This window comes from Inhella inkyongensis, from assembly GCF_005952805.1.
GTDB classification, from domain to species: domain Bacteria; phylum Pseudomonadota; class Gammaproteobacteria; order Burkholderiales; family Burkholderiaceae_C; genus Inhella; species Inhella inkyongensis.
Genome location: NZ_CP040709.1, coordinates 1,269,534 through 1,287,426, shown reverse-complemented (window position 1 = coordinate 1,287,426; position 17,893 = coordinate 1,269,534). Strand labels below are relative to the sequence as shown.

Sequence of the window (17,893 nt, the reverse complement as noted above, 5' to 3'; positions counted from 1 at the left end):
TTTCTGACACAGGAGTGAACTTGATGAACGCCAAATTTCTGCTGACCGCCCTGGCCGCTGCCGCCCTGAGCATCCCCGCCATGGCACAGGACAGCGGTGACTGGATCGTGCGCGGCCGCGCGCTCCATCTGGATTCGGCCAACAAGGACAGCACCGGCCTGGGCCTGTCGGTCAACAACAAGACCTTCCCTGAGCTGGACATCAGCTACTTCTTCAGCCCCAATCTGGCGGCAGAACTGGTGCTGACCTATCCGCAGAAGCACGACATCCGCTCAGCCGGCGCCAAGATCGGCAGCCTCAAGCACTTGCCGCCCACGCTGTCGCTGCAGTACCACTTCACCGGCATGGGCTTCCGCCCCTATGTGGGGGCGGGCGTGAACCTGACCCTGTTCTCATCGGTCAAGTTTGACCCCGCCGTCCAGGCCGCTCTGCACCCCTCGGTGGAGGGCTCCAGCATGGGCCTGTCCTACGGCGCCGGTTTTGACGTGCCGATGTCGGGCGGCTGGCTGCTGAACTTCGACGTGAAGAAGGTGCAGATCCGCACCGATATCAAGTCCAGCGGCGCCAAGGTCGGCGAGTTCAAGGTCGACCCGCTGCTGGTCTCGATCGGCTTCGGCAAGCGGTTCTAATAAATCAGGGCGCCACCGGCGCCCTGATTTCATGCCGCTGCGGCTGCAGCCTCGTGGTCGATGGTGGGCAAGGAACGCACGCCACTGATGCGGGCACTGCGCCAAGCCACCAGCGCCAGCAGCAGGCCGGCACCACAGGCAAAGCCCAAGGCGCTGCGCAGGCCGAAGTGCTCGCCCAACCAACCACCCAGCAGAGCACCCGGCCCAGCCGGCAACAGGATCAGCCAGCGCATGGTGCTGGTCATGCGGCCCAGCAAAGGCTGCGGCGTCACCGCCTGGCGCAGGCTCAGGAAGTTGATGAAGATCAGCACCGCGCCCACGCCGAACAGACTCAGCATGGCCGCAAAGGCCGCCACCCCCCAAGGCCCCAGCGGCGCCAATGCCAGCACGCCCCAGCCCAGAGCCGAGATGCCGATGCCGGCCACCAGACAGGGCCCGGGCCCCAGGCGCTCGCTGATGCGATGCCCGAACACCGAAGCCAGGACCGTCCCCACGCCCAGACCGACATAGGAGAGGCCCACGGCCGAGCTGCTCATGCCCAGCTCGCGGGTGGCAAACAAGATCTGCACCACCAGGGCCGCGTTGTGGCAAAGCTGCCAGCCGCCCACCGTGGCCGCCAACAGGGGCAGCAGCGGTTGACTGAGCACGAAGCGCAAGCCCACCGCCAACTCTTCCTTGAAACTGGCGCCACTGCGCGTCAGCAATTGCTCTGTGACCTTGACGCCGCGCAGGATGGTGGCCGAGAAGACCAGCATCAACGCATCCACCGCCAGCGCCAGCGGTGCGCCCACGACCTTGATCAACAGGCCCGCCACCGCCGGACCCACCACTTCGGGGCCGCTGGAGGCCAGCGCGTTCTTGGCATGCGCCTCAACCAGGCGCTCACGCGGCACCACCTGGGTCAGCACGATCTGCGCGGCGCTGCCGGCAATGGTGTAGCAAGTGCCCAGCACGAAGGCCACGCCATAAAGCCAGCCCATGTTCAGCCAGCCCATCCAGTGGGCAATGGGCACGGTCAGCAGCACGGCGCCCATGGTCAGCTCGCCGGCGATGTAGACCGGCAGCTTGCGCACGCGGTCCAGCCACACCCCACCGGGCAGCGAAAACAGCACGAAGGGCGCAATCTCCATCGCCGTCAGCAGACCCATCTGCGTCGGGCTGGCGTGCAGCAGCACCGCCGCCGTGAGCGGCAGAGCCAGCAGGGTGATTTGCCCTCCGAGGGAGGAAATGAGGATCGAGGTCCAGAGGCGACGGTAAATGCGGTCGCGCAACAAATCCTCGGGGGGCAAGGCCAGGCGCTTCTTCAGCACGGCCAGGGCGGTCTTGAACATCTCAGACTCCGGCAAACGACATGACGCAGGCGCGAGGGCTCCTCGCGCAATGAAGCGGGGTGCGCTTAGGTGGCGTCAAGTAGTTTGGTCATGGGCCGGAACCTTCAGGGAAGGCGGCGATGCTAGCTGTGCTCGGATATCCCAGTCAAAAGATTGGTCTACATCTGCTTGAAGCGGTGCGCATAGCTTTCGGCCACCAACAACGTCTCAGGCCGCTCCTTGAGCCGCAGATGCAGGCGGCCGCGCAGATCGCGCGAGGCGCTGGCAATGGCGCTCAGGTTCACCAGGGTGCTGCGGTGAATCTGCCAAAACTGCTGCGGATCGAGCTCGTCCACCAACTCCTTCAGGCTCTTTCGAATCAGGGCCTCGGCATCGGCCAACACCACGCGCGTGTACTTGGTGTCCGCTTGGAAGTACAGCACCTCGTCGACCGTCAGCAGCTTGACGGTGGCGCCCACCGAGGCATTGATCCAGCGCAGCGGTGCGGCTGCCACCTGTGGATCGGTGCGGCGGGGCACCAAGACCGGCTGTGGCGCCTGCACCTGCAGCAATCGCTGCTGCAGGCGCGTCACGGTCGTCAACAGCCGAGCCAGCGACAAGGGTTTCAACAAGTAGTCATGCGCACCGGCCTCGAAGGCTTCGATCGCATGCGCGTCGTAGGCCGTCACGAACACCACTTGAGCGCCCACACCGGCCTGACCGAGTTGGCGCGCCAACTCCAGTCCATTCAGCCCGGGCATCTCAATATCCAGGAACACCAGGCTGGGCCGGTGGGCGGCCACCAGGCGCAGGGCCGTCAGGCCGTCGGCCGCCTCGGCCACGATGCGCAGCTCGGGCCAAACCTGGCCCAGGCGTTCGATCAACTCCTGGCGCAGGGTGTCTTCATCCTCGGCCACCACGGCCGTGAAGGTGGGAGGCTTCATGGAGAACTCCGACGACTGCTTTGCAGGGCCTGGCGCAGCTGCCCCATCAGCCCATCGAGCGCCACGCCGGCTTGCGCACTGCCCAGGCCAGCTAGCTTCAGCACCGCCTCCAAGTCATTCAACAAGACCTGGGGATCCACCCGCCCGGCGCGGGCGGCCAGGCGTGCGCTTGCGGCCTCATGGATCAGCCGGGCCTGCTCATCCAAGAGCTGCTGAAGCTGCAACTCGTTGCGCCGCCGACGGGCCAGCAGTTCGGCCACGCCCGCTGCCAGGCCGGCCAGCAGCAACAGGATCAGGCTTTCGCTGAGGATTTCAGTCCAGGGCTTGCCCTGCGGCTGCAGCTTGCCACAGACGTCGCAAGGCGGCAGACCCAAGGTTGCCGCCAACAGGCTGGGCAGCGCCCAAGCCGCCAGCAGCGCCCCCAGACTCAGGGCGCCCGCCAGCCGCAGCATCCGCCAACGATGCGGCGCGACGCTGCGCGCGGCCGGCAGCCAGCACAGCAACATCAGCATGCCTTGCAAGCCCAGCATCAGGGCCTGGAAGAAAAGCGCGCGGACTGGATAGGCCGGGGCGCCGAAGTCGATGCGCACCCCCAGCCGCTCCGTCAACAGAAACAGGACCAGGCCCGCGACCACCCACAGCTCGGCAGCCCGCACCGATCGCCAACTGCGCAGCAGGTGAGACTTCATCATGAGACCAGGGGTACGGTGATTCGCGCACGCACCCCACGCTGCAGGGCTTCCAGGTCCAGCCGCGCGCGCGTGCCGAAACTGGCCTGCAGCCGAGCCCGGGTGTTGGCCAGACCCAAACCCGTGCCCCCCATGCTGGGCCCGAACCCTTGGCCGTCGTCCTCCACCTCGATGACAGCCACTCCAGCCCCCTGACGATAGGCGCGCAGCACCAGCGTTCCGCCCTGAGGCAGCGGGCCCAGACCATGCTTGAGCGCGTTCTCGACCAAGGTGGCCAGCACCAGCGGCGGCAGACGCAAGGCCAGCAAATCAGGCTCGGCCTGGATGTCGAAGCGCAGGCGTGCGCCCATGCGCATTTGTTGCAGCTCGAGGTAGTTGCGCACCCCCTCAAGCTCTTGGCCCAAATCGCTGTCCTGGCCCTGCAGGCTTGGCAGGCTGGTGCGCAGATAGGCGATCAAGCGCGCCAGCATCTGGCGGCCGCGCTCCGGCTGGGTCTCGATCAGACGTTTCACGGTGGCCAAGGTGTTGAACAGGAAATGCGGCTCGATCTGGGTGTTCAAAGCCAGCAACTGCGCCTCCATCTGCTGGGTGCGCAGCCGGTCGCGTTGCCGCTGGGCACTCTGCACCTGGCGCCGCGCCAGGGCATCGCGCCGACCCAGCACCAACAGTGCATAGGCCGCGCTGCCAAACAGGCTGAACAAGGCCGTGCGGCTGAGGAAGTAGCCCCAGTAGATCGGCTCTCCCGGTGCGCGCATCCAGACCGTCCGAACCGCCGACACAAAGGCGAAGCACAGCACGACCACGCCCACCCGCCAGCCCCAATCGGAGCGGCGTGCCGGGCGGCGCGCCAGAAAGGCCTCCGTCGACGCCGCGGCCAGCAGCACGAGCACGGCCGGAAGCAGCAGGGCCTGTGTCAGCGCCGCCAGCGAAGGCAGCCCCTGCGTACGGCCGCTGCCCCACCAACTCAGCAGCCGTGTCAGCGCGACCAATCCGGTCAGACCCAGGGCGACCAGCAAGGTGCGGCCGTTGAGCACACCCCAAAAGGCTTGGCGCGCGGCGGATGGGGCAGAAGGGTTCAACACGCCGGCATTCTCGGGGGGGCCCAAGCGCCTCAGACCGGACTGAGCCGAGCCCGGCGTTCGCGTTCCTTGGCCTGAGCGCGCGCCAGTTCGGACTGGAAGGCCAAGCTGCTAGGACTGGCCTTCGTCACCGGGGCTGCGCTGTCCAGCACCAAGCGGAAGCCCTCCAGCGAACCAATCATTTCGACGGGAAAGCCGCCGCGCCGCGCGGAGTGAAAAGCCGGCCAGTGCCAGGTGCCGCCACGCAAGGTGCGCTTCTTGCAGGCCAGGGCGTCGTCCACGCGCGCAGAGCCATCGCTGGGTGCCCCTTCGTAATTCTCAAAGAAGCAGTCCTGCACGAATTCCTGCACATTGCCCAGGGTGTCATGAAGGCCCCAGGCATTGGGCTCGTACATCCCCACCACACTGGCGTAGTCAGCGCCGTCGTCGCAGGGCACCACGCCCACATGGCCTTTGGACTCCAGCCCATCAAAATCGCGCTTGATCGCAGCCTCGGCACGGCGGTCCGCCACATTGCCGTAGCGACAGGCCTGGCTTTGCTCGGGGTTGGCGTCGTCGCCATAGAAGAACCGAGTGGTGCTTCCGGCGCGCGCCGCGTACTCCCACTCGGCCTCGGTGGGCAGGCGGTAGGGCTTGCCGGTCACCTGGGCCAGCCAGCGCACGTAGGCTTCGGCCCCTGCCACGCCGACACAAACCACGGGCTCGAATTCGTTCGAAGTAAGCGCCTTTCGATCCCAACTGCCCGGGATCACGTCAAACCACTCCTTGCCGGCCATCTGCCCGCAGACTTGCGGCGCCTTGTAGCCGGTGGCCGCCACGAACTGCGCGAACTCTTTCACCGTGACCTCGTACTTGCCCATCTGAAAGCCCTTGAGCGTGACCACATGCGCCGGCGACGTGCTTTTCTTGTCCGGATGCCCCATGACAAATTCGCCCGCTGGGATGGCCATCAAGTCTGGCTCGATGGGCGCGCCACTGGCCCAGAGTGGGCCGTGACTGCAAAGGCCGACGAGCAGTGCAACGGCAGAAATGGGCTTCGGAAACAGCATGCTTCATCCATGGGGTGATTGGGATGGAGCGCATTGTTTGGACCGACGACTCGACCCACCAGAGCCTTGCGACGAGCTCGGCCCCGCCACGACGAAGTGGGGAAAGCCAGCGCCGAATCAGACCGCCACGGCCGCCCCGTCCCGGCGCGGATCGCTGGCGGCCACATAGCCGTCTTCCAGCTTCCAGATGAATTGGCCGGCGCCGAAGTCCTGGTAGCTGTCGTGGATGTCGCCCAGTTGATGCCCCGCAGCGATCAGGCCGGTCAGGGTGGCGCTCGGCCAGTGCGGCTCGGCGTTGAGGTGCAAGCCCTGGTTGAAGCGCCAGCGCGGCGCATCGCAGGCAGCCTGCGGGTTCTGGCCGTAGACCAGCATGCGCACCAGGGTCTGCAGATGACCCTGGGGCTGCATATTGCCGCCCATCACGCCAAAGCCCATCTGGGCTTGGCCGTCTTTCGTCAAGAAGGCCGGGATGATGGTGTGGAAGGGGCGCTTGCCGCCTGCGACCTCGTTGGGATGGCCGGGCTGCAGCGAGAAACAAGCACCACGGTTTTGCAGGCTGATCCCATAGCTGGGCAGCACCAACCCGGAACCAAAGCCCATGTAGTTGCTCTGGATGAAACTGACCTGCATGCCCAGGGCGTCGGCCGTGGTCAGGTAGATGGTGCCGCCCTTGACCGGATTGCCGGCGCCGAAGTCTTGCGCTCGCTCGCGGTCAATCAGTGCGGCGCGCTCGCGCAGGTAGTCGGGGTCCAGCAGTTGCGCGCTACTCACCCGCATGGCAGCGGGTTCGGCCACCTGGGCGTAAGTGTCCGCAAAGGCCAGCTTCATGGCCTCGATCAGCAGGTGCTGGGTGCGCCAGTCGTCCACCGGGTGCTCTCCGAGCCCGCAATGCCGCGCCATCCCCAGGGCCATCAAGGCTGCAATGCCTTGGCCGTTGGGGGGGATCTCGTGCACGCGATAGCCCTGGAAATCCGTGGCGATGGGCGCCACCCACTCGGGCTGGTAGGCCGCCAGGTCGCTGGCGCGCAACGCCCCACCCTCGGCGCGAGAGAAGGCATCCAGCGCGGCCGCGATCTCGCCCCGGTAGAAGGCCTCGCCCTGGCTGTCGGCAATCAGGCGCAGGCTGCGCGCGGCTTCGGCAAAAACAAAGCGTTCACCCACTTGGAGCGCGCGACCCCGTGGCAGGAAGGCCTGCGCAAAGCCGCTGCCCTGCGCCAACTCGGGCACCCGGGCGGCGCGCGCCCATTTGTCAGCCACGCCAACGGGCACCGCGTAACCGCGCTCGGCAATCTCAATGGCAGGGGCCATCAGATCGGCAAAGGGCAGGCGGCCAAAGCGCTGATGCAGCGCGGCCCAGGCGGCCACAGCGCCGGGCACGGTCACGGCATCCCAGCCGCGCTGCGGCATCTGCGCCAGTCCGGCAAAGCGCGCGGGGCTCCAGGCCGCCGGCGCGGGGCCGCTGGCATTCAGTCCGTGCAGGGCCTGGCCATCCCACACCAAGGCGAAGGCATCCGAGCCCAAGCCATTGCTGCAAGGCTCCACCAGGGTCATACAAGCCGCGGTGGCAATTGCGGCGTCGACCGCATTGCCACCGCGCAGCAGCATCTGCAGGCCCGCCTGGGCGGCCAGCGGGTGGCTGGTGGCCACCACTTGGCGGCCGAACACCGGGCTGCGGCGGCTCGGGTAGCCGGCGGCCCAATCGAAGTTCATTTGTATTCCGGCGTGCGGCGCAAGGCCTTCACAGCCCCCTCACCCAGCGCAGCGCCAAAGCGCTTGGCCAGGCGCTCGGCCACGTTCTCATGCGGGGTGTAGTCGATCACGTCTTCAGCCCCGACGACCTCACGTGCCACATGGTCCAGATTGCCCAGGTCATCGGCCAAGCCCATCTCCACCGCGCGGGCACCATTCCAGACCATGCCGGAAAAGGTCTGCGAGTCTTCCTTCAGCCGCTTGCCCCGGCCCTCGCGAACGGCGGCAATGAACTGCTGGTGCACCTCATCGATCATGGACTGGGCCAACTCGCGCTGCTGCGGGCTCAAGGGGCTGAAGGGATCGAGCAGGCCCTTGTGCTCGCCGGCCGTGATCAGCCGACGCTCGACGCCCAGCTTGCCCATCAGGCCATCAAAGCCGAAGTCGTCGATCAACACCCCGATCGAGCCCACCATCGAGGCCTTGTCCACATAGATGTGATCGGCCGCCGCGGCGATGTAGTAGGCCGCCGAAGCACAGAGATCCTCGACCACGGCATAGACCGGCTTTTTGTGCAGGGCCTTGAGGCGCAGGATTTCGTCGTAGACGATGCCAGCCTGCACCGGGCTGCCACCCGGCGAGTTGAAGCGCAACACCACGGCACGCGCGCCCTCGTCAGCGAAGGCGTTCTTCAGCGCCGCCACCAGCACCTCGGCGCCGGCCTCGGTGCCCACGCCAATCTCACCATGGACCTCCACCAGGGCCGTGTGCGGCGTGCCATGCACGGCGGCTGGGTGCTGTTCGGCCCAGAGGGTCAACAAGAAGGCCAGTGCAAGCAGCAGCCAGGCCAGGCGGAACGCGATGCGCCAGCGACGCTCGCGTCGGCGGTCGTCGAGGAACTCGCGCGCCAATTGCAGGGCCAGGGTCTCGTGGGCGGGTGCAACGGCTGCCGGCGCAGGACTGGCAGCGGGCGGTGCCGCACGCAACATGTCGGCCGGCTCGGGCGTGGCGTCCGGCAGCACCGGCGGATCGTTCGAATTCATGGGGCTGGCGCCAACTCGGGCGCGGAAGAAGGAGCCTCAGGCAGAGGCTGGATGTGAGCGGAAGGATACCAATGCACCTCGCCATCGACCTCGGCCACCGCCACCGGGATCAGACCGGCCCGACCGCAACGGCCCATCACACAGGCACCGGTAGCCGGCGAGTACACCGCACCATGCACGGCGCAGAGGATGTATTTGCGCTCGCTGTCGAGGAATTCGTTGGGCTGCCAATCGAGTTCGGTGGGCACATGGGCACAGCGGTTCAGATAGGCCACCACGCGGCCATCGATGCGCAGCGCAAAGGCGCGCTCCTCCATGCCGCAGTAGCGCAACTCCCACTGCACCCCCAGGCCGCGCTCCAGCAGCTCCTCGCTGCGGCACACCCGCAGTCCCGCTTCAGCCATGGCTCTTCAACCATCCAGCCAATGCCGGCACATCGTGCAGAACAGCCAGGGGCTGCAAAGCGCGCAGCTCCCCTTCGCCATGAGCACCGAAGGCCACGGCCAAGGCCGCTGTGCCGGCGTTGGCCGCCAACTGCAGGTCATGGGTGGTGTCGCCGATCATCAAGCTGCGGTGCGCGGGCACCCCCAGCTCGTCCATCAGCTCATGCAGCATTTGCGGGTGGGGCTTGCTGGCGGTCTCATCGGCCGTGCGCGTGGCTTCGAACAAGCCCCGCAGGCCGACCTGTTCGAGCGCCTCATCCAGGCCGCGCCGGCTCTTGCCCGTGGCCACAGCCAGGCGATGGCCGCGCGCCTGCAACGCCTGCAGCAGCTCGGGCACGCCCTCAAACAAGGTGACCTCATGCACGGTGGCGAAATAGTGGCGGCGATAAGCGTGGGCCAGCTCGCGGTAACGCTCGGCCGGCAGCTCGGGTACGGCAATCTTCAGGGCGGGCTCCAGGCCAAGGCCGATCACATGACGGGCACGCTCGACCGGCACCTCAGGCAGGCCGAACTCGCGCGCCGCCAACTGGATGCTCTTGACGATGCAGGCGGTGGAGTCAAACAGGGTGCCATCCCAGTCAAAGACCAACAGTTCGTAATTCAAATTCATGCGCTCAGGATCCAGCCGTGAGGGATTGGCAGAGTGTTTGACACTCGGGCGGCAAGGCCGCTTCGCAGCAAAGCTCCGCCTGCGTGGCGGGGTGCGTGAACTTCAGGCGCCGGGCGTGCAGAAACATGCGCTCGAAGCGCTTGGGGCCCCGCGCAATGTCGCGGTTCTTGGTGAAGTCGCCGTACTTGGGGTCGCCCACGATGGCATGGCCGGCTTCCGCAAGATGCACACGGATCTGGTGCGTGCGGCCGGTCTTGATGGTCACGTCCAAGATCGTGGCCCACCCCAATCGCTCAACCACTTTCACCAAGGTAATCGAACGCTTGGCGACTTCGGCGGCGGGATCGTGGCTGCTTGTCACCTGGCGAACCCGGCGCTCGCCGTCGGCATCCAGATACTTGTGCAGCGCCACATCGATGACCTTGAGCTTTTCCGGCCAATCGCCCCACACCAAGGCCGCATAGGTCTTGCCCGTTTCTCGACCCCGAAACTGGTCTTGCAAATGGGTCAACGCCGAGCGCTTCTTGGCCAGCACCAACACGCCGCTGGTTTCCTTGTCCAGTCGGTGCACCAGCTCCAGGAACTTGGCCTGCGGGCGCGCACGGCGCAATTGCTCAATGACGCCGAAGCTCACGCCCGAGCCACCGTGCACGGCCACGCCGGCGGGCTTGTCGATGACCAGCAGGTGCTCGTCCTCAAACAGCACGGGGAACTCGCGCGGCGGCGCGGCCTCGGCCAGGCCGCTGGGCTCCGGCACCCGCACCGGGGGAATGCGAACCACGTCGCCGAGGGCCAGGCGGGTATCGGCCTGCGCCCTGCCCTTGTTGACCCGCACCTCGCCAGCGCGGATCACGCGATAGACCAGGGTCTTGGGCACGCCCTTGATTTCGCGCAGCAAGAAGTTGTCCAGGCGTTGCCCGTCGCTGCCTTCGTCAACCGTGATGAGTCGGACCGCAGGCTTGGGCGCTGGCGCCGCCTGGACGGCCGGGGCCGGACCTTGGGGTTTCTTTGCTGCGGCGCTCCGGGCGGGCCGTGCTTTGGCTTCTATAATGCGGCCTGCCATCTGTGTTGTAAGTCGTTGATTCACAAGATTTTATGCGCGGCGCAGAAGGCACCCGTGATGCAGCGGGGCTTTTGAGAGGCAGGTCGCGCCCCAAGGTGGCGCCGGCGGTCTGAGCCAGAAGCCCTGTCAGTGCAGTGAGATTGAACCAGTTGCCGCGCCTCACCGCGTGGGCAACACCCAAACAAGGTTTCCAGTGCGTGGATGAGGGCCGCAAGGCCGGCATCTGCGCCCAGCGTGTTCCAGCCCCTCCAACCGCATGTTGCCCCGCTTCCCCTCCCCGGCTTTCAGCCGCCGCCCCGAACACCGCGCCAATCTTGAGCGCCGGTGGGCCGGGCGTTGCCGCTGGGCCGCAGGGGCGAGCAAAGGCAACCCTGCCGGAGACCCGGATCACGCCCGTGCCAACGCTTCGCGAAGCCACTTTCCAAGCAGCTGATCGCGTCGCCCAGGGCGATTCCTTCCTCGGTTCAACTCACCGCGCGTGCATTGATGCTGCCCCTAGGGCAGCGCACCCACCGTGGAGAGTGAACACCCGATGAAACGCATGCTCATCAACGCGACGCAGCCCGAAGAGCGTCGCCTGGCCGTTGTCGATGGCCAAAAACTAATCGACTTCGAAACCGAAATCGAAGGGCGCGAACAGCGCAAGGGCAACATCTACAAGGCCGTCGTCACGCGCGTCGAGCCCTCGCTGGAGGCCTGCTTCGTCGACTACGGCGAGGACCGCCACGGCTTCCTGCCCTTCAAGGAAATCGCCCGCTCCTATTTCAAGGAGGGCGTGTCCGCCCGTGACGCCCGCATCAACGACGTCATCAAGGAAGGCCAGGAACTGCTGGTCCAGGTGGAAAAGGAAGAGCGCGGCAACAAGGGCGCGGCGCTGACCACCTTCATTTCCCTGGCCGGCCGCTATGTGGTGTTGATGCCCAACAACCCGCGCGGGGGCGGTGTCTCCCGCCGCATCGAGGGCGAGGACCGCGAGGAACTCAAAGAGAACCTCGAGAGCCTGGACTATCCCAAGGGCATGAGCCTGATCGCCCGCACGGCCGGCATAGGCCGCTCGGCCGCCGAGCTGCAGTGGGACTTGAACTACCTGCTCAAGCTCTGGAGCGCGATTGACGACGCCGCCAAGGGTGGCAAGGGTGCCTACCTGATCTACCAGGAGAGCAGCCTGGTGATCCGCGCCATCCGCGACTACTTCCATGCGGATGTGGGCGAGATCCTGATCGACACCGACGACATCTACGAACAGGCCAAGCAGTTCATGGCCCACGTGATGCCGGACACCGCCAATCGCGTCAAGCGCTACCGCGATGACGCGCCGCTGTTCAGCCGCTTCCAGATCGAGCATCAGATCGAGACGGCCTTCAGCCGCACGGTGAACCTGCCCTCGGGCGGCGCGATCGTGATCGACCACACCGAGGCCCTGGTGAGCGTGGACGTGAACTCGGCGCGCGCCACCCGTGGCAGCGACATCGAGGAAACCGCCACCCGCACCAACCTGGAAGCGGCCGACGAAATCGCCCGCCAGTGCCGCCTGCGCGATCTGGGCGGCTTGATCGTCGTCGACTTCATCGACATGGAAGAGGGCAAGAACCGCCGCGAGGTCGAGACGCGACTGCGCGACGCCCTGCGCCACGACCGGGCCCGCGTGCAGTTCAGCTCGATCAGCAAGTTCGGCCTGCTGGAGCTGAGCCGCCAACGCCTGCGCCCGGCGCTGAGCGAAGGCAGCCACATCACCTGCCCGCGCTGCAACGGCACCGGCCACATTCGCGACACCGAGAGCTCTGCGCTGCAGATCCTGCGCATGGTCCAGGAAGAGTCCATGAAGGACAACACCGCCGCCGTGCATGTGCAGGTGCCGGTGGAAGTGACCAGCTTCCTGCTGAACGAAAAGCGCGCCGAAATCACCAAGATCGAGTTGAAGCAGCGTGTCAACGTGCTGCTGATCCCCAACCCGCATCTGGAAACCCCGAACTACAAGCTGGAGCGCCTGCGCCACGACGACCCGCGTCTGGACGCCTTCAAGGCCAGCTACACCATGATCGAGGAGCCCAGCGACGAGGTGGGCATCACCCGTCGTGAAAAGGCCAAGCCGCGCCAGGAGCCGCTGATCAAGGGCGTGCTACCCGACCAGCCGGCGCCGCTGGCCCCACCGCCTGCACCGCCCCCCGCCCCCGCCGTCTCCCCGGCCCCGGCACCCGCCGTCACCGCCGCGGGTGGTGGCTTCTTTGGTTGGATCAAGAGTCTGTTCAGCGCCCCAGCGCCCGCCCCTGCGCCGGCGCCCGCACCGGCAGCCAACGAAGTCAAAGCCAAGAGCGAACGCAATGATCGTGGCGACCGCGGTGGCCGTGGCGACCGTGGCGACCGCAAGGGCCGTGGTGATCGCAACGACCGCGGTGAACGCGGCGGGCGGCGCAACGACGAAGCCCGCAGCGAGCGCGGCGACCGCCAGGAACGCGCCGCACGCCAACAGGAAGGCAAGATCGAAAGCAAGATCGAAGGCCAGAACGGGACCGGCCGCGATGCACAGCGGGAAGGTCAGCGTGATGGCCAGCGCGAAGCTCAGCGTGAGGGGGGTGGCAAGCGCCGTCGCGAACGGGGCGAGCGGGGCGAGCGCCGCGAGCACAGCGAAGCCCAGGCCGCACAAGCCGCCCAGCAACTGGCAGCCCTGCCGGCCACGGCCCAGGAACTGCACGATGCGCCGCCGGCCTTCATTGACAGCAAGGCCCCCGATGCCGATGAGCGCATCGAGCCCCTGCATGGCGAACCCAGCTCGCAGTCCCTGAGTGAAGAGCGTCAAGGGCGCCGTCGTCGTCGCCGTGGCCGTGGCCGTGGTGCCGATGGGGAGACGGGTACGGAGTCGGATGGCGAGGTGAACGTCGACGCCAACGAGCACAGCGTCGAAGCTGCCGAACGCAGCGCTGCCCCGGCAGCGATTTCGGACGCCGAAGTCGGCCGGGTCGAGACCGAAGCCGGCACGCCCAACGACGACTTGGCCGAGGGCCACGAGCCCGAAGAAGGCCGCCGCCGCCGTCGCCGTGGTCCGCGCCGTGAGCGCGAACAGAACGGCGCTGAAAACGGTGCCGTGGTCAACGAATCGGCGCCGCAGCAACTTGAACTGAGCGCTGAAACAGCCCAGGCCGAACCGGCACCGGCCGAAGCGCCCCAGGCTCCGGTTCGATCCGAACTACCAGCGCCCGCCGCCGATGCGACGGCCGCGGTTGTGGAGGCTGCGCCCGCCCCGGCGGCCTACCGCCTTCCTCTGAGCGAATTGCAGCAACTGGCCAGTGGCGCCGGTCTGCAATGGGTTCACTCGGATGCCGCCAAGATCGCGGCGGTGCAAGCCGAAATGGCCGCCGAGCCCAAGCCCGTGCATGTGCCGCGCGAGCGTCCGCCCGTACCGGTGTTGGATCAAGGTCCGTTGATCTTGGTGGAAACCAAGAAGGATCTCAGCCAAGTGAAGTTGCCGTTCGACGCCTAAGCGCCCGGCTCCCGTCTCTAGGCCGCCCCCCATCCGGGGGGCGGCCTTTTTTCTTGCTGTCTCCCTGTGACTTAGTGCCAAGGGTTTTCCCCAATCACTCCCTAGAGTGCGCGGGCTGATCAGGGCCGCTCCCGGCCACTGACATTCCCCCCTCTCGATCCATGACCATCCGCCCCCTGATCCTTGCGGTGCTCGGCACCTTGTTGAGCCCCGCATTCGCCAAGTCGGTTGGCAACAACGCAAGCGTCGACTGCCACCTCGGCGACTCCGGCTTCACGCTGTTGCGCCCGCTGGCCTGCGTCGGTGCCTTTCAAGGGAACCTGACCGGCGAGCTGAGCGACTTCCAGCGACAAACCATGCTGGAGGCCTTCAAGCCCTTCGGCTACGGGCCCACAGGCGGCTGGATTTACAGCAAGAGCGACGCCGAGAACAACGGCGTGTTCGAGGACCTGGGCAAGGACTTCACCCTGGAGTTTGACGACAACAAGCGGGCCAAGGGGCTGTTCGTCATTGGCCTGAAGCAGGCCAACTACTACAGCCTTTACCTGTTTGACGGTGGCAGCACCGGCATCCAGTCGCTGGACTTCAACGTCCGTGGCGTTGTGAGCAAGCAAGTCAATGGCCTGTCTCATGCCGTGTACTTCGGCCCCGCACTGCAAAGCACGCCGCCGGTTCGCCCGACCGGGGGCGGCTCGGTGCCGCCGAACCCACAGCCCGTTCCCGCTCCCGGCGCCTTGCTGCTGGCTGCGACGGGCCTGGGACTGCTGACACTGCGCCGTCGCGGGCGCTGAGCGGCTGACCCCGCGCTCAGCCGGGCAGCGCTTCCAGCGCTGCGTGGTAGCGCGGGTCCACCATCAACTCATCCCAGGGCAGCGGAACGGATTGCGGCAAGAGCGCCAACCGGCGCTGTTCGCTTTCCTCATCCGGCTGCCACTCGCCGCTGGCATGCGCGCTTTGCAGACCGGCCAGCAGGGCGTCGATGGCGGCACCTTCGTCCACCAGCGATTCATTGCACAGCAACACCAGGTCGCAGCCCGCCTGCAGCGCCGCCACCGCGCCCTCGGTGAAGCTGATGGCGCGGCCATCGAGCTCCCGCGCGCCGGCCATCGAGAGGTCATCGGAAAACACCGCGCCGGTGAAGCGCAGGCGCTCGCGCAAGATGTCTTTGAGCCAGCGCGCCGAGAAGCCCGCTGGTCGGGAATCGACCTTGGGGTAGATCACATGGGCCGGCATCACCGAGGCCATCACCCCCGCCAGATGCGGATAGGGCGCCGCGTCGTCCGACAGGATGGCCTTGAGGCTGCGCCGGTCCACCGGGATCTCGTGGTGACTGTCGGCCTTCACAAAGCCATGCCCGGGAAAGTGCTTGCCACAAGCCTGCATGCCGGCCTGGAGCAGCCCGTGCATCAGGCTCTGGGCCAACAAGGCCACGACGCGCGGGTCGCGGTGAAAGGCCCGGTCGCCGATCACCGAGGAGCCGCCATGGTCCAGGTCAAGGACCGGCGTGAAGCTGAAGTCCACGCCACAGGCACGCAGCTCGGCCGCCAACACATGGCCACAGGCCACCGCCGCGGCGCAAGCCTGCAAAGCGTCCTGCATCCACAGCTCGCCCAAGCGGCGCATAGGAGGCAGATGCGTGAAGCCATCGCTGCGACAGCGCTGCACGCGCCCACCCTCGTGGTCGATACAGATCAGCACATCAGGCCGCAGCGCCTTGATTTCGGCCGTCAGCGCGGTCAGCTGGGCACGGCTCTCGAAATTGCGGCCGAACAGGATCAGGCCCCCAGTCAGCGGGTGCTTGAGCCGGCGCCGATCCGCGGCGTTCAGGGTCGTGCCCGCAATGTCCAGGACCAGGGGGGCGTGGGCGGTGGCTTCAATCATGGGCAATCTCTTGAATCAAAACGGTGGCCAGTGCGAACTGGCGTTCATCGGACAGGCTCACCCGCGCCAGCCAGCGGCGCTCGGCCATCCAGCGTGCCAACTCGCCCTGCAGGTGCAGCACGGGCTCGCCCTGGGTGCCCGGCAGGGTCTGGCAGGACTGCCAATTCATGGGTGGGCGCATTCCCAAACCGATGGCCTTGGAAAACGCCTCCTTGGCGGCAAAGCGGGTGGCCAGAAAGGCCATGCCGCGCGGAGCGGAGCGCGCCAGGCGTTCATTGAACAAGGCCAATTCGTCTGGCCCCAGCACCTTGGCGGCGAAGCGCTCGCCTTGGCGCTGCCACACCGAGGCCATGCGCTCGATGCTGCACAGATCCGTCCCCAACCCGACGATCACTGCGCGGCCTGAATGCAAGCCAGGTAGTCGCGCACCGTGGCGGCGTAGCCCAGCTCGAGGGCATCGGCAATCAGCGCGTGGCCAATCGACACCTCCTGCACACCGGGCACGGCGCGCAGGAAGTCGGTCAAGTTGGCGCGATTCAGATCGTGCCCGGCATTGACCCCCAAGCCTGCCGCCAGTGCAGCTTGGGCGGCCTGTGCATAGCGCGCCAGTTGCTCGGCCTGGCCGGTTTGGCCATGCGCAGCGGCATAGGGCTCGGTGTAGAGCTCCACCCGGTCGGCGCCCAACGCGGCCGCCAAGGCCATGGCCTGCGGCAGCGGGTCCATGAAGAGGCTGACCCGCACACCCAGGGCGCGGCACTCGGCAATCAGCGGCCGCAGGCGCTCGGCATCCTGGGGCAAGCTCCAGCCGTGGTCGGAGGTGAACTGGTCGACGCCATCGGGCACAAAAGTGGCCTGGTGCGGTCGCAGGGTGCGCACCAGCTCCATCAGATTGTGGGTCGGGTTGCCCTCGATATTGAATTCGGCATGGGGCCAGGCCTTGAGCAAGGCGGCCAACTCATGCACATCGCTGGCGCGGATGTGACGCTCATCGGGCCGGGGGTGCACGGTGATGCCCTGCGCACCTGCCTGCAGGCAGAGCTCGGCGGCGCGGGTCACGCTGGGGATGCCCAGGTGCCGGGTGTTGCGCAGCAGCGCCACCTTGTTGACGTTGACCGACAGCGCACAACGCGCATCGGCGGAATAGGGAGCCATCAAAGGATTCAAGAGCGAGCCAGAGCGAGAAGGTCGTGGGTCTGATGCAGCACGGAGCGGCTGCGCAGGGCCTGATGGCCAAGATGGTAGTTCAGCAGTCGGCGCAACACCGCCTTGAGGGCGACGCGCTCGCGGGCCACGGCGGCACTGCGCGCCAGTTCGGGCAGGCTCTGGCTCAGGGTGAAAGCCAGCTCCAGCCAGCTGGCCCCACTCAGCCCCGCCACATCGCCCGCCGGCACCAGACCCAACTCCGGAGACAGGGCATAGAGACGCTCGGCCTGCAGGCCGGTTTGCCGCAGGCTGTCCTCGGTCAGATCGGGCAGAAAGCCAAGCTCGCGCAGCAGCGTCAGCTCAAAGGCGCGCAGCCAGGCATCGGGCGCCTCGGGCGCCAGGCTCAAGCCGGCCATCGCATGGGCATAGGGTTCGAACAGGCCCGCAAAAGGCTCGGCGCGCGGCAACAGCCGCATCAGCAATTCGTTCAGGTAGTAGGCCGCCAACAAGGCGGCGCCACGCGGCATCGGATGGCTGGCCGTCCACTCGGCCGTGCGCAGGGTGTGCACCTCAACCGGCTCGGCACCCTTGGGGCGGGTCAGCTGGATCTGCAAAGCCTGCATGGGCAGCAGCACCGCGCGCAGCTGCGAAGTGGGCCGCTTGGCCCCCTTGGCCACCACAGCCAGACGGCCTTGCTCGCGGGTAAAGACATCCAGAACCAGGCTGGAGTCGCTCCAGTCGTAGCTGTGCAGCACATAAGCATGCAAGCTGAGTGACCTCATACGAGCCCTGCCCGCCGCCGGGCCGCCCCAAGGCGGGCAAGCTGACCGCAGCGCGGATCGG

The 17,893-nt window shown here is 66.8% G+C and carries 17 protein-coding genes; 3 read left to right on the top strand and 14 right to left on the bottom strand.

What is annotated here, in order from left to right; genetic code table 11:
• The first annotated feature begins 23 nt into the window (after positions 1-23).
• Entirely contained in the window at positions 24-629 is a 606-nt protein-coding gene (locus tag FF090_RS06420; RefSeq protein WP_138855944.1) for an OmpW/AlkL family protein, read from the top strand.
• A 29-nt stretch (positions 630-658) separates the two neighbouring features.
• Here the strand turns inward: FF090_RS06420 and FF090_RS06415 are convergent, their stop codons facing one another.
• The 10 genes from FF090_RS06415 to FF090_RS06370 form a co-directional block, all read right to left on the bottom strand.
• Positions 659-1,960: an MFS transporter gene (locus FF090_RS06415; RefSeq protein ID WP_138855943.1), complete on the bottom strand. Its 1,302-nt coding sequence runs from the start codon at positions 1,958-1,960 to the stop codon at positions 659-661.
• Positions 1,961-2,118: 158 nt separating this feature from the next.
• On the bottom strand, positions 2,119-2,883 hold the full coding sequence (locus FF090_RS06410) for a LytR/AlgR family response regulator transcription factor (protein WP_138855942.1): 765 nt from the start codon (positions 2,881-2,883) through the stop codon (positions 2,119-2,121).
• Positions 2,880-3,575 (bottom strand): hypothetical protein, encoded by a 696-nt coding sequence (locus tag FF090_RS06405; RefSeq protein WP_138855941.1) that lies wholly within the window; start codon positions 3,573-3,575, stop codon positions 2,880-2,882. The genes FF090_RS06410 and FF090_RS06405 overlap by 4 nt, the downstream gene beginning before the upstream one ends.
• Positions 3,572-4,654, bottom strand: coding sequence for a sensor histidine kinase (locus FF090_RS06400; RefSeq protein ID WP_138855940.1), 1,083 nt, complete (start codon positions 4,652-4,654; stop codon positions 3,572-3,574). The genes FF090_RS06405 and FF090_RS06400 overlap by 4 nt, the downstream gene beginning before the upstream one ends.
• 29 nt (positions 4,655-4,683) lie before the next feature.
• Positions 4,684-5,700 (bottom strand): formylglycine-generating enzyme family protein, encoded by a 1,017-nt coding sequence (locus FF090_RS06395; protein WP_138855939.1) that lies wholly within the window; start codon positions 5,698-5,700, stop codon positions 4,684-4,686.
• A 117-nt stretch (positions 5,701-5,817) separates the two neighbouring features.
• The gene (locus FF090_RS06390; RefSeq protein ID WP_138855938.1) at positions 5,818-7,410 is read right to left on the bottom strand and encodes a gamma-glutamyltransferase family protein; all 1,593 of its coding nucleotides are present in this window, start codon (positions 7,408-7,410) and stop codon (positions 5,818-5,820) included.
• Complete coding sequence (locus FF090_RS06385; protein ID WP_138855937.1) at positions 7,407-8,432, bottom strand: S49 family peptidase; 1,026 nt, start codon at positions 8,430-8,432, stop codon at positions 7,407-7,409. The genes FF090_RS06390 and FF090_RS06385 overlap by 4 nt, the downstream gene beginning before the upstream one ends.
• Complete coding sequence (locus FF090_RS06380) at positions 8,429-8,836, bottom strand: Rieske (2Fe-2S) protein (RefSeq protein WP_138855936.1); 408 nt, start codon at positions 8,834-8,836, stop codon at positions 8,429-8,431. The genes FF090_RS06385 and FF090_RS06380 overlap by 4 nt, the downstream gene beginning before the upstream one ends.
• A complete protein-coding gene (locus FF090_RS06375) occupies positions 8,829-9,485 on the bottom strand; it encodes an HAD-IIIA family hydrolase (RefSeq protein ID WP_138855935.1) in 657 nt (218 codons plus the stop codon). The genes FF090_RS06380 and FF090_RS06375 overlap by 8 nt, the downstream gene beginning before the upstream one ends.
• A gap of 4 nt (positions 9,486-9,489) precedes the next feature.
• On the bottom strand, positions 9,490-10,548 hold the full coding sequence (locus tag FF090_RS06370; RefSeq protein WP_138855934.1) for an RluA family pseudouridine synthase: 1,059 nt from the start codon (positions 10,546-10,548) through the stop codon (positions 9,490-9,492).
• 532 nt (positions 10,549-11,080) lie between these two features.
• Here FF090_RS06370 and FF090_RS06365 point away from each other — a divergent pair.
• On the top strand, positions 11,081-14,026 hold the full coding sequence (locus tag FF090_RS06365; protein ID WP_138855933.1) for an Rne/Rng family ribonuclease: 2,946 nt from the start codon (positions 11,081-11,083) through the stop codon (positions 14,024-14,026).
• Between the two features lie 161 nt (positions 14,027-14,187).
• A complete protein-coding gene (locus tag FF090_RS06360) occupies positions 14,188-14,817 on the top strand; it encodes a hypothetical protein (protein WP_138855932.1) in 630 nt (209 codons plus the stop codon).
• A gap of 16 nt (positions 14,818-14,833) precedes the next feature.
• Here the strand turns inward: FF090_RS06360 and nagZ are convergent, their stop codons facing one another.
• The 4 genes from nagZ to recO are packed head-to-tail and all read right to left on the bottom strand — an operon-like array spanning position 14,834 to position 17,832.
• The gene (nagZ, locus tag FF090_RS06355) at positions 14,834-15,907 is read right to left on the bottom strand and encodes a beta-N-acetylhexosaminidase (protein WP_138855931.1); all 1,074 of its coding nucleotides are present in this window, start codon (positions 15,905-15,907) and stop codon (positions 14,834-14,836) included.
• Positions 15,900-16,301: a holo-ACP synthase gene (acpS, locus tag FF090_RS06350; RefSeq protein ID WP_138855930.1), complete on the bottom strand. Its 402-nt coding sequence runs from the start codon at positions 16,299-16,301 to the stop codon at positions 15,900-15,902. The genes nagZ and acpS overlap by 8 nt, the downstream gene beginning before the upstream one ends.
• Positions 16,298-17,059: a pyridoxine 5'-phosphate synthase gene (locus FF090_RS06345; RefSeq protein ID WP_138855929.1), complete on the bottom strand. Its 762-nt coding sequence runs from the start codon at positions 17,057-17,059 to the stop codon at positions 16,298-16,300. The genes acpS and FF090_RS06345 overlap by 4 nt, the downstream gene beginning before the upstream one ends.
• Positions 17,060-17,067: 8 nt before the next feature.
• The gene (gene recO, locus FF090_RS06340; RefSeq protein WP_138855928.1) at positions 17,068-17,832 is read right to left on the bottom strand and encodes a DNA repair protein RecO; all 765 of its coding nucleotides are present in this window, start codon (positions 17,830-17,832) and stop codon (positions 17,068-17,070) included.
• Between the last annotated feature and the right edge of the window lie 61 nt (positions 17,833-17,893).

Bases quoted from the DNA above. Each gene is read 5' to 3' on its own strand.
- FF090_RS06380 (WP_138855936.1), bottom strand. From the start codon at position 8,836: ATGGCTGAAGCGGGACTGCGGGTGTGCCGCAGCGAGGAGCTGCTGGAG.
- recO (WP_138855928.1), bottom strand. From the start codon at position 17,832: ATGAGGTCACTCAGCTTGCATGCTTATGTGCTGCACAGCTACGACTGG.
- FF090_RS06345 (WP_138855929.1), bottom strand. From the start codon at position 17,059: ATGGCTCCCTATTCCGCCGATGCGCGTTGTGCGCTGTCGGTCAACGTC.
- FF090_RS06360 (WP_138855932.1), top strand. From the start codon at position 14,188: ATGACCATCCGCCCCCTGATCCTTGCGGTGCTCGGCACCTTGTTGAGC.
- FF090_RS06375 (WP_138855935.1), bottom strand. From the start codon at position 9,485: ATGAATTTGAATTACGAACTGTTGGTCTTTGACTGGGATGGCACCCTG.
- FF090_RS06410 (WP_138855942.1), bottom strand. From the start codon at position 2,883: ATGAAGCCTCCCACCTTCACGGCCGTGGTGGCCGAGGATGAAGACACC.
- FF090_RS06415 (WP_138855943.1), bottom strand. From the start codon at position 1,960: ATGTTCAAGACCGCCCTGGCCGTGCTGAAGAAGCGCCTGGCCTTGCCC.
- FF090_RS06395 (WP_138855939.1), bottom strand. From the start codon at position 5,700: ATGCTGTTTCCGAAGCCCATTTCTGCCGTTGCACTGCTCGTCGGCCTT.
- nagZ (WP_138855931.1), bottom strand. From the start codon at position 15,907: ATGATTGAAGCCACCGCCCACGCCCCCCTGGTCCTGGACATTGCGGGC.
- FF090_RS06385 (WP_138855937.1), bottom strand. From the start codon at position 8,432: ATGAATTCGAACGATCCGCCGGTGCTGCCGGACGCCACGCCCGAGCCG.
- FF090_RS06390 (WP_138855938.1), bottom strand. From the start codon at position 7,410: ATGAACTTCGATTGGGCCGCCGGCTACCCGAGCCGCCGCAGCCCGGTG.
- FF090_RS06405 (WP_138855941.1), bottom strand. From the start codon at position 3,575: ATGATGAAGTCTCACCTGCTGCGCAGTTGGCGATCGGTGCGGGCTGCC.
- FF090_RS06420 (WP_138855944.1), top strand. From the start codon at position 24: ATGAACGCCAAATTTCTGCTGACCGCCCTGGCCGCTGCCGCCCTGAGC.
- FF090_RS06365 (WP_138855933.1), top strand. From the start codon at position 11,081: ATGAAACGCATGCTCATCAACGCGACGCAGCCCGAAGAGCGTCGCCTG.
- FF090_RS06370 (WP_138855934.1), bottom strand. From the start codon at position 10,548: ATGGCAGGCCGCATTATAGAAGCCAAAGCACGGCCCGCCCGGAGCGCC.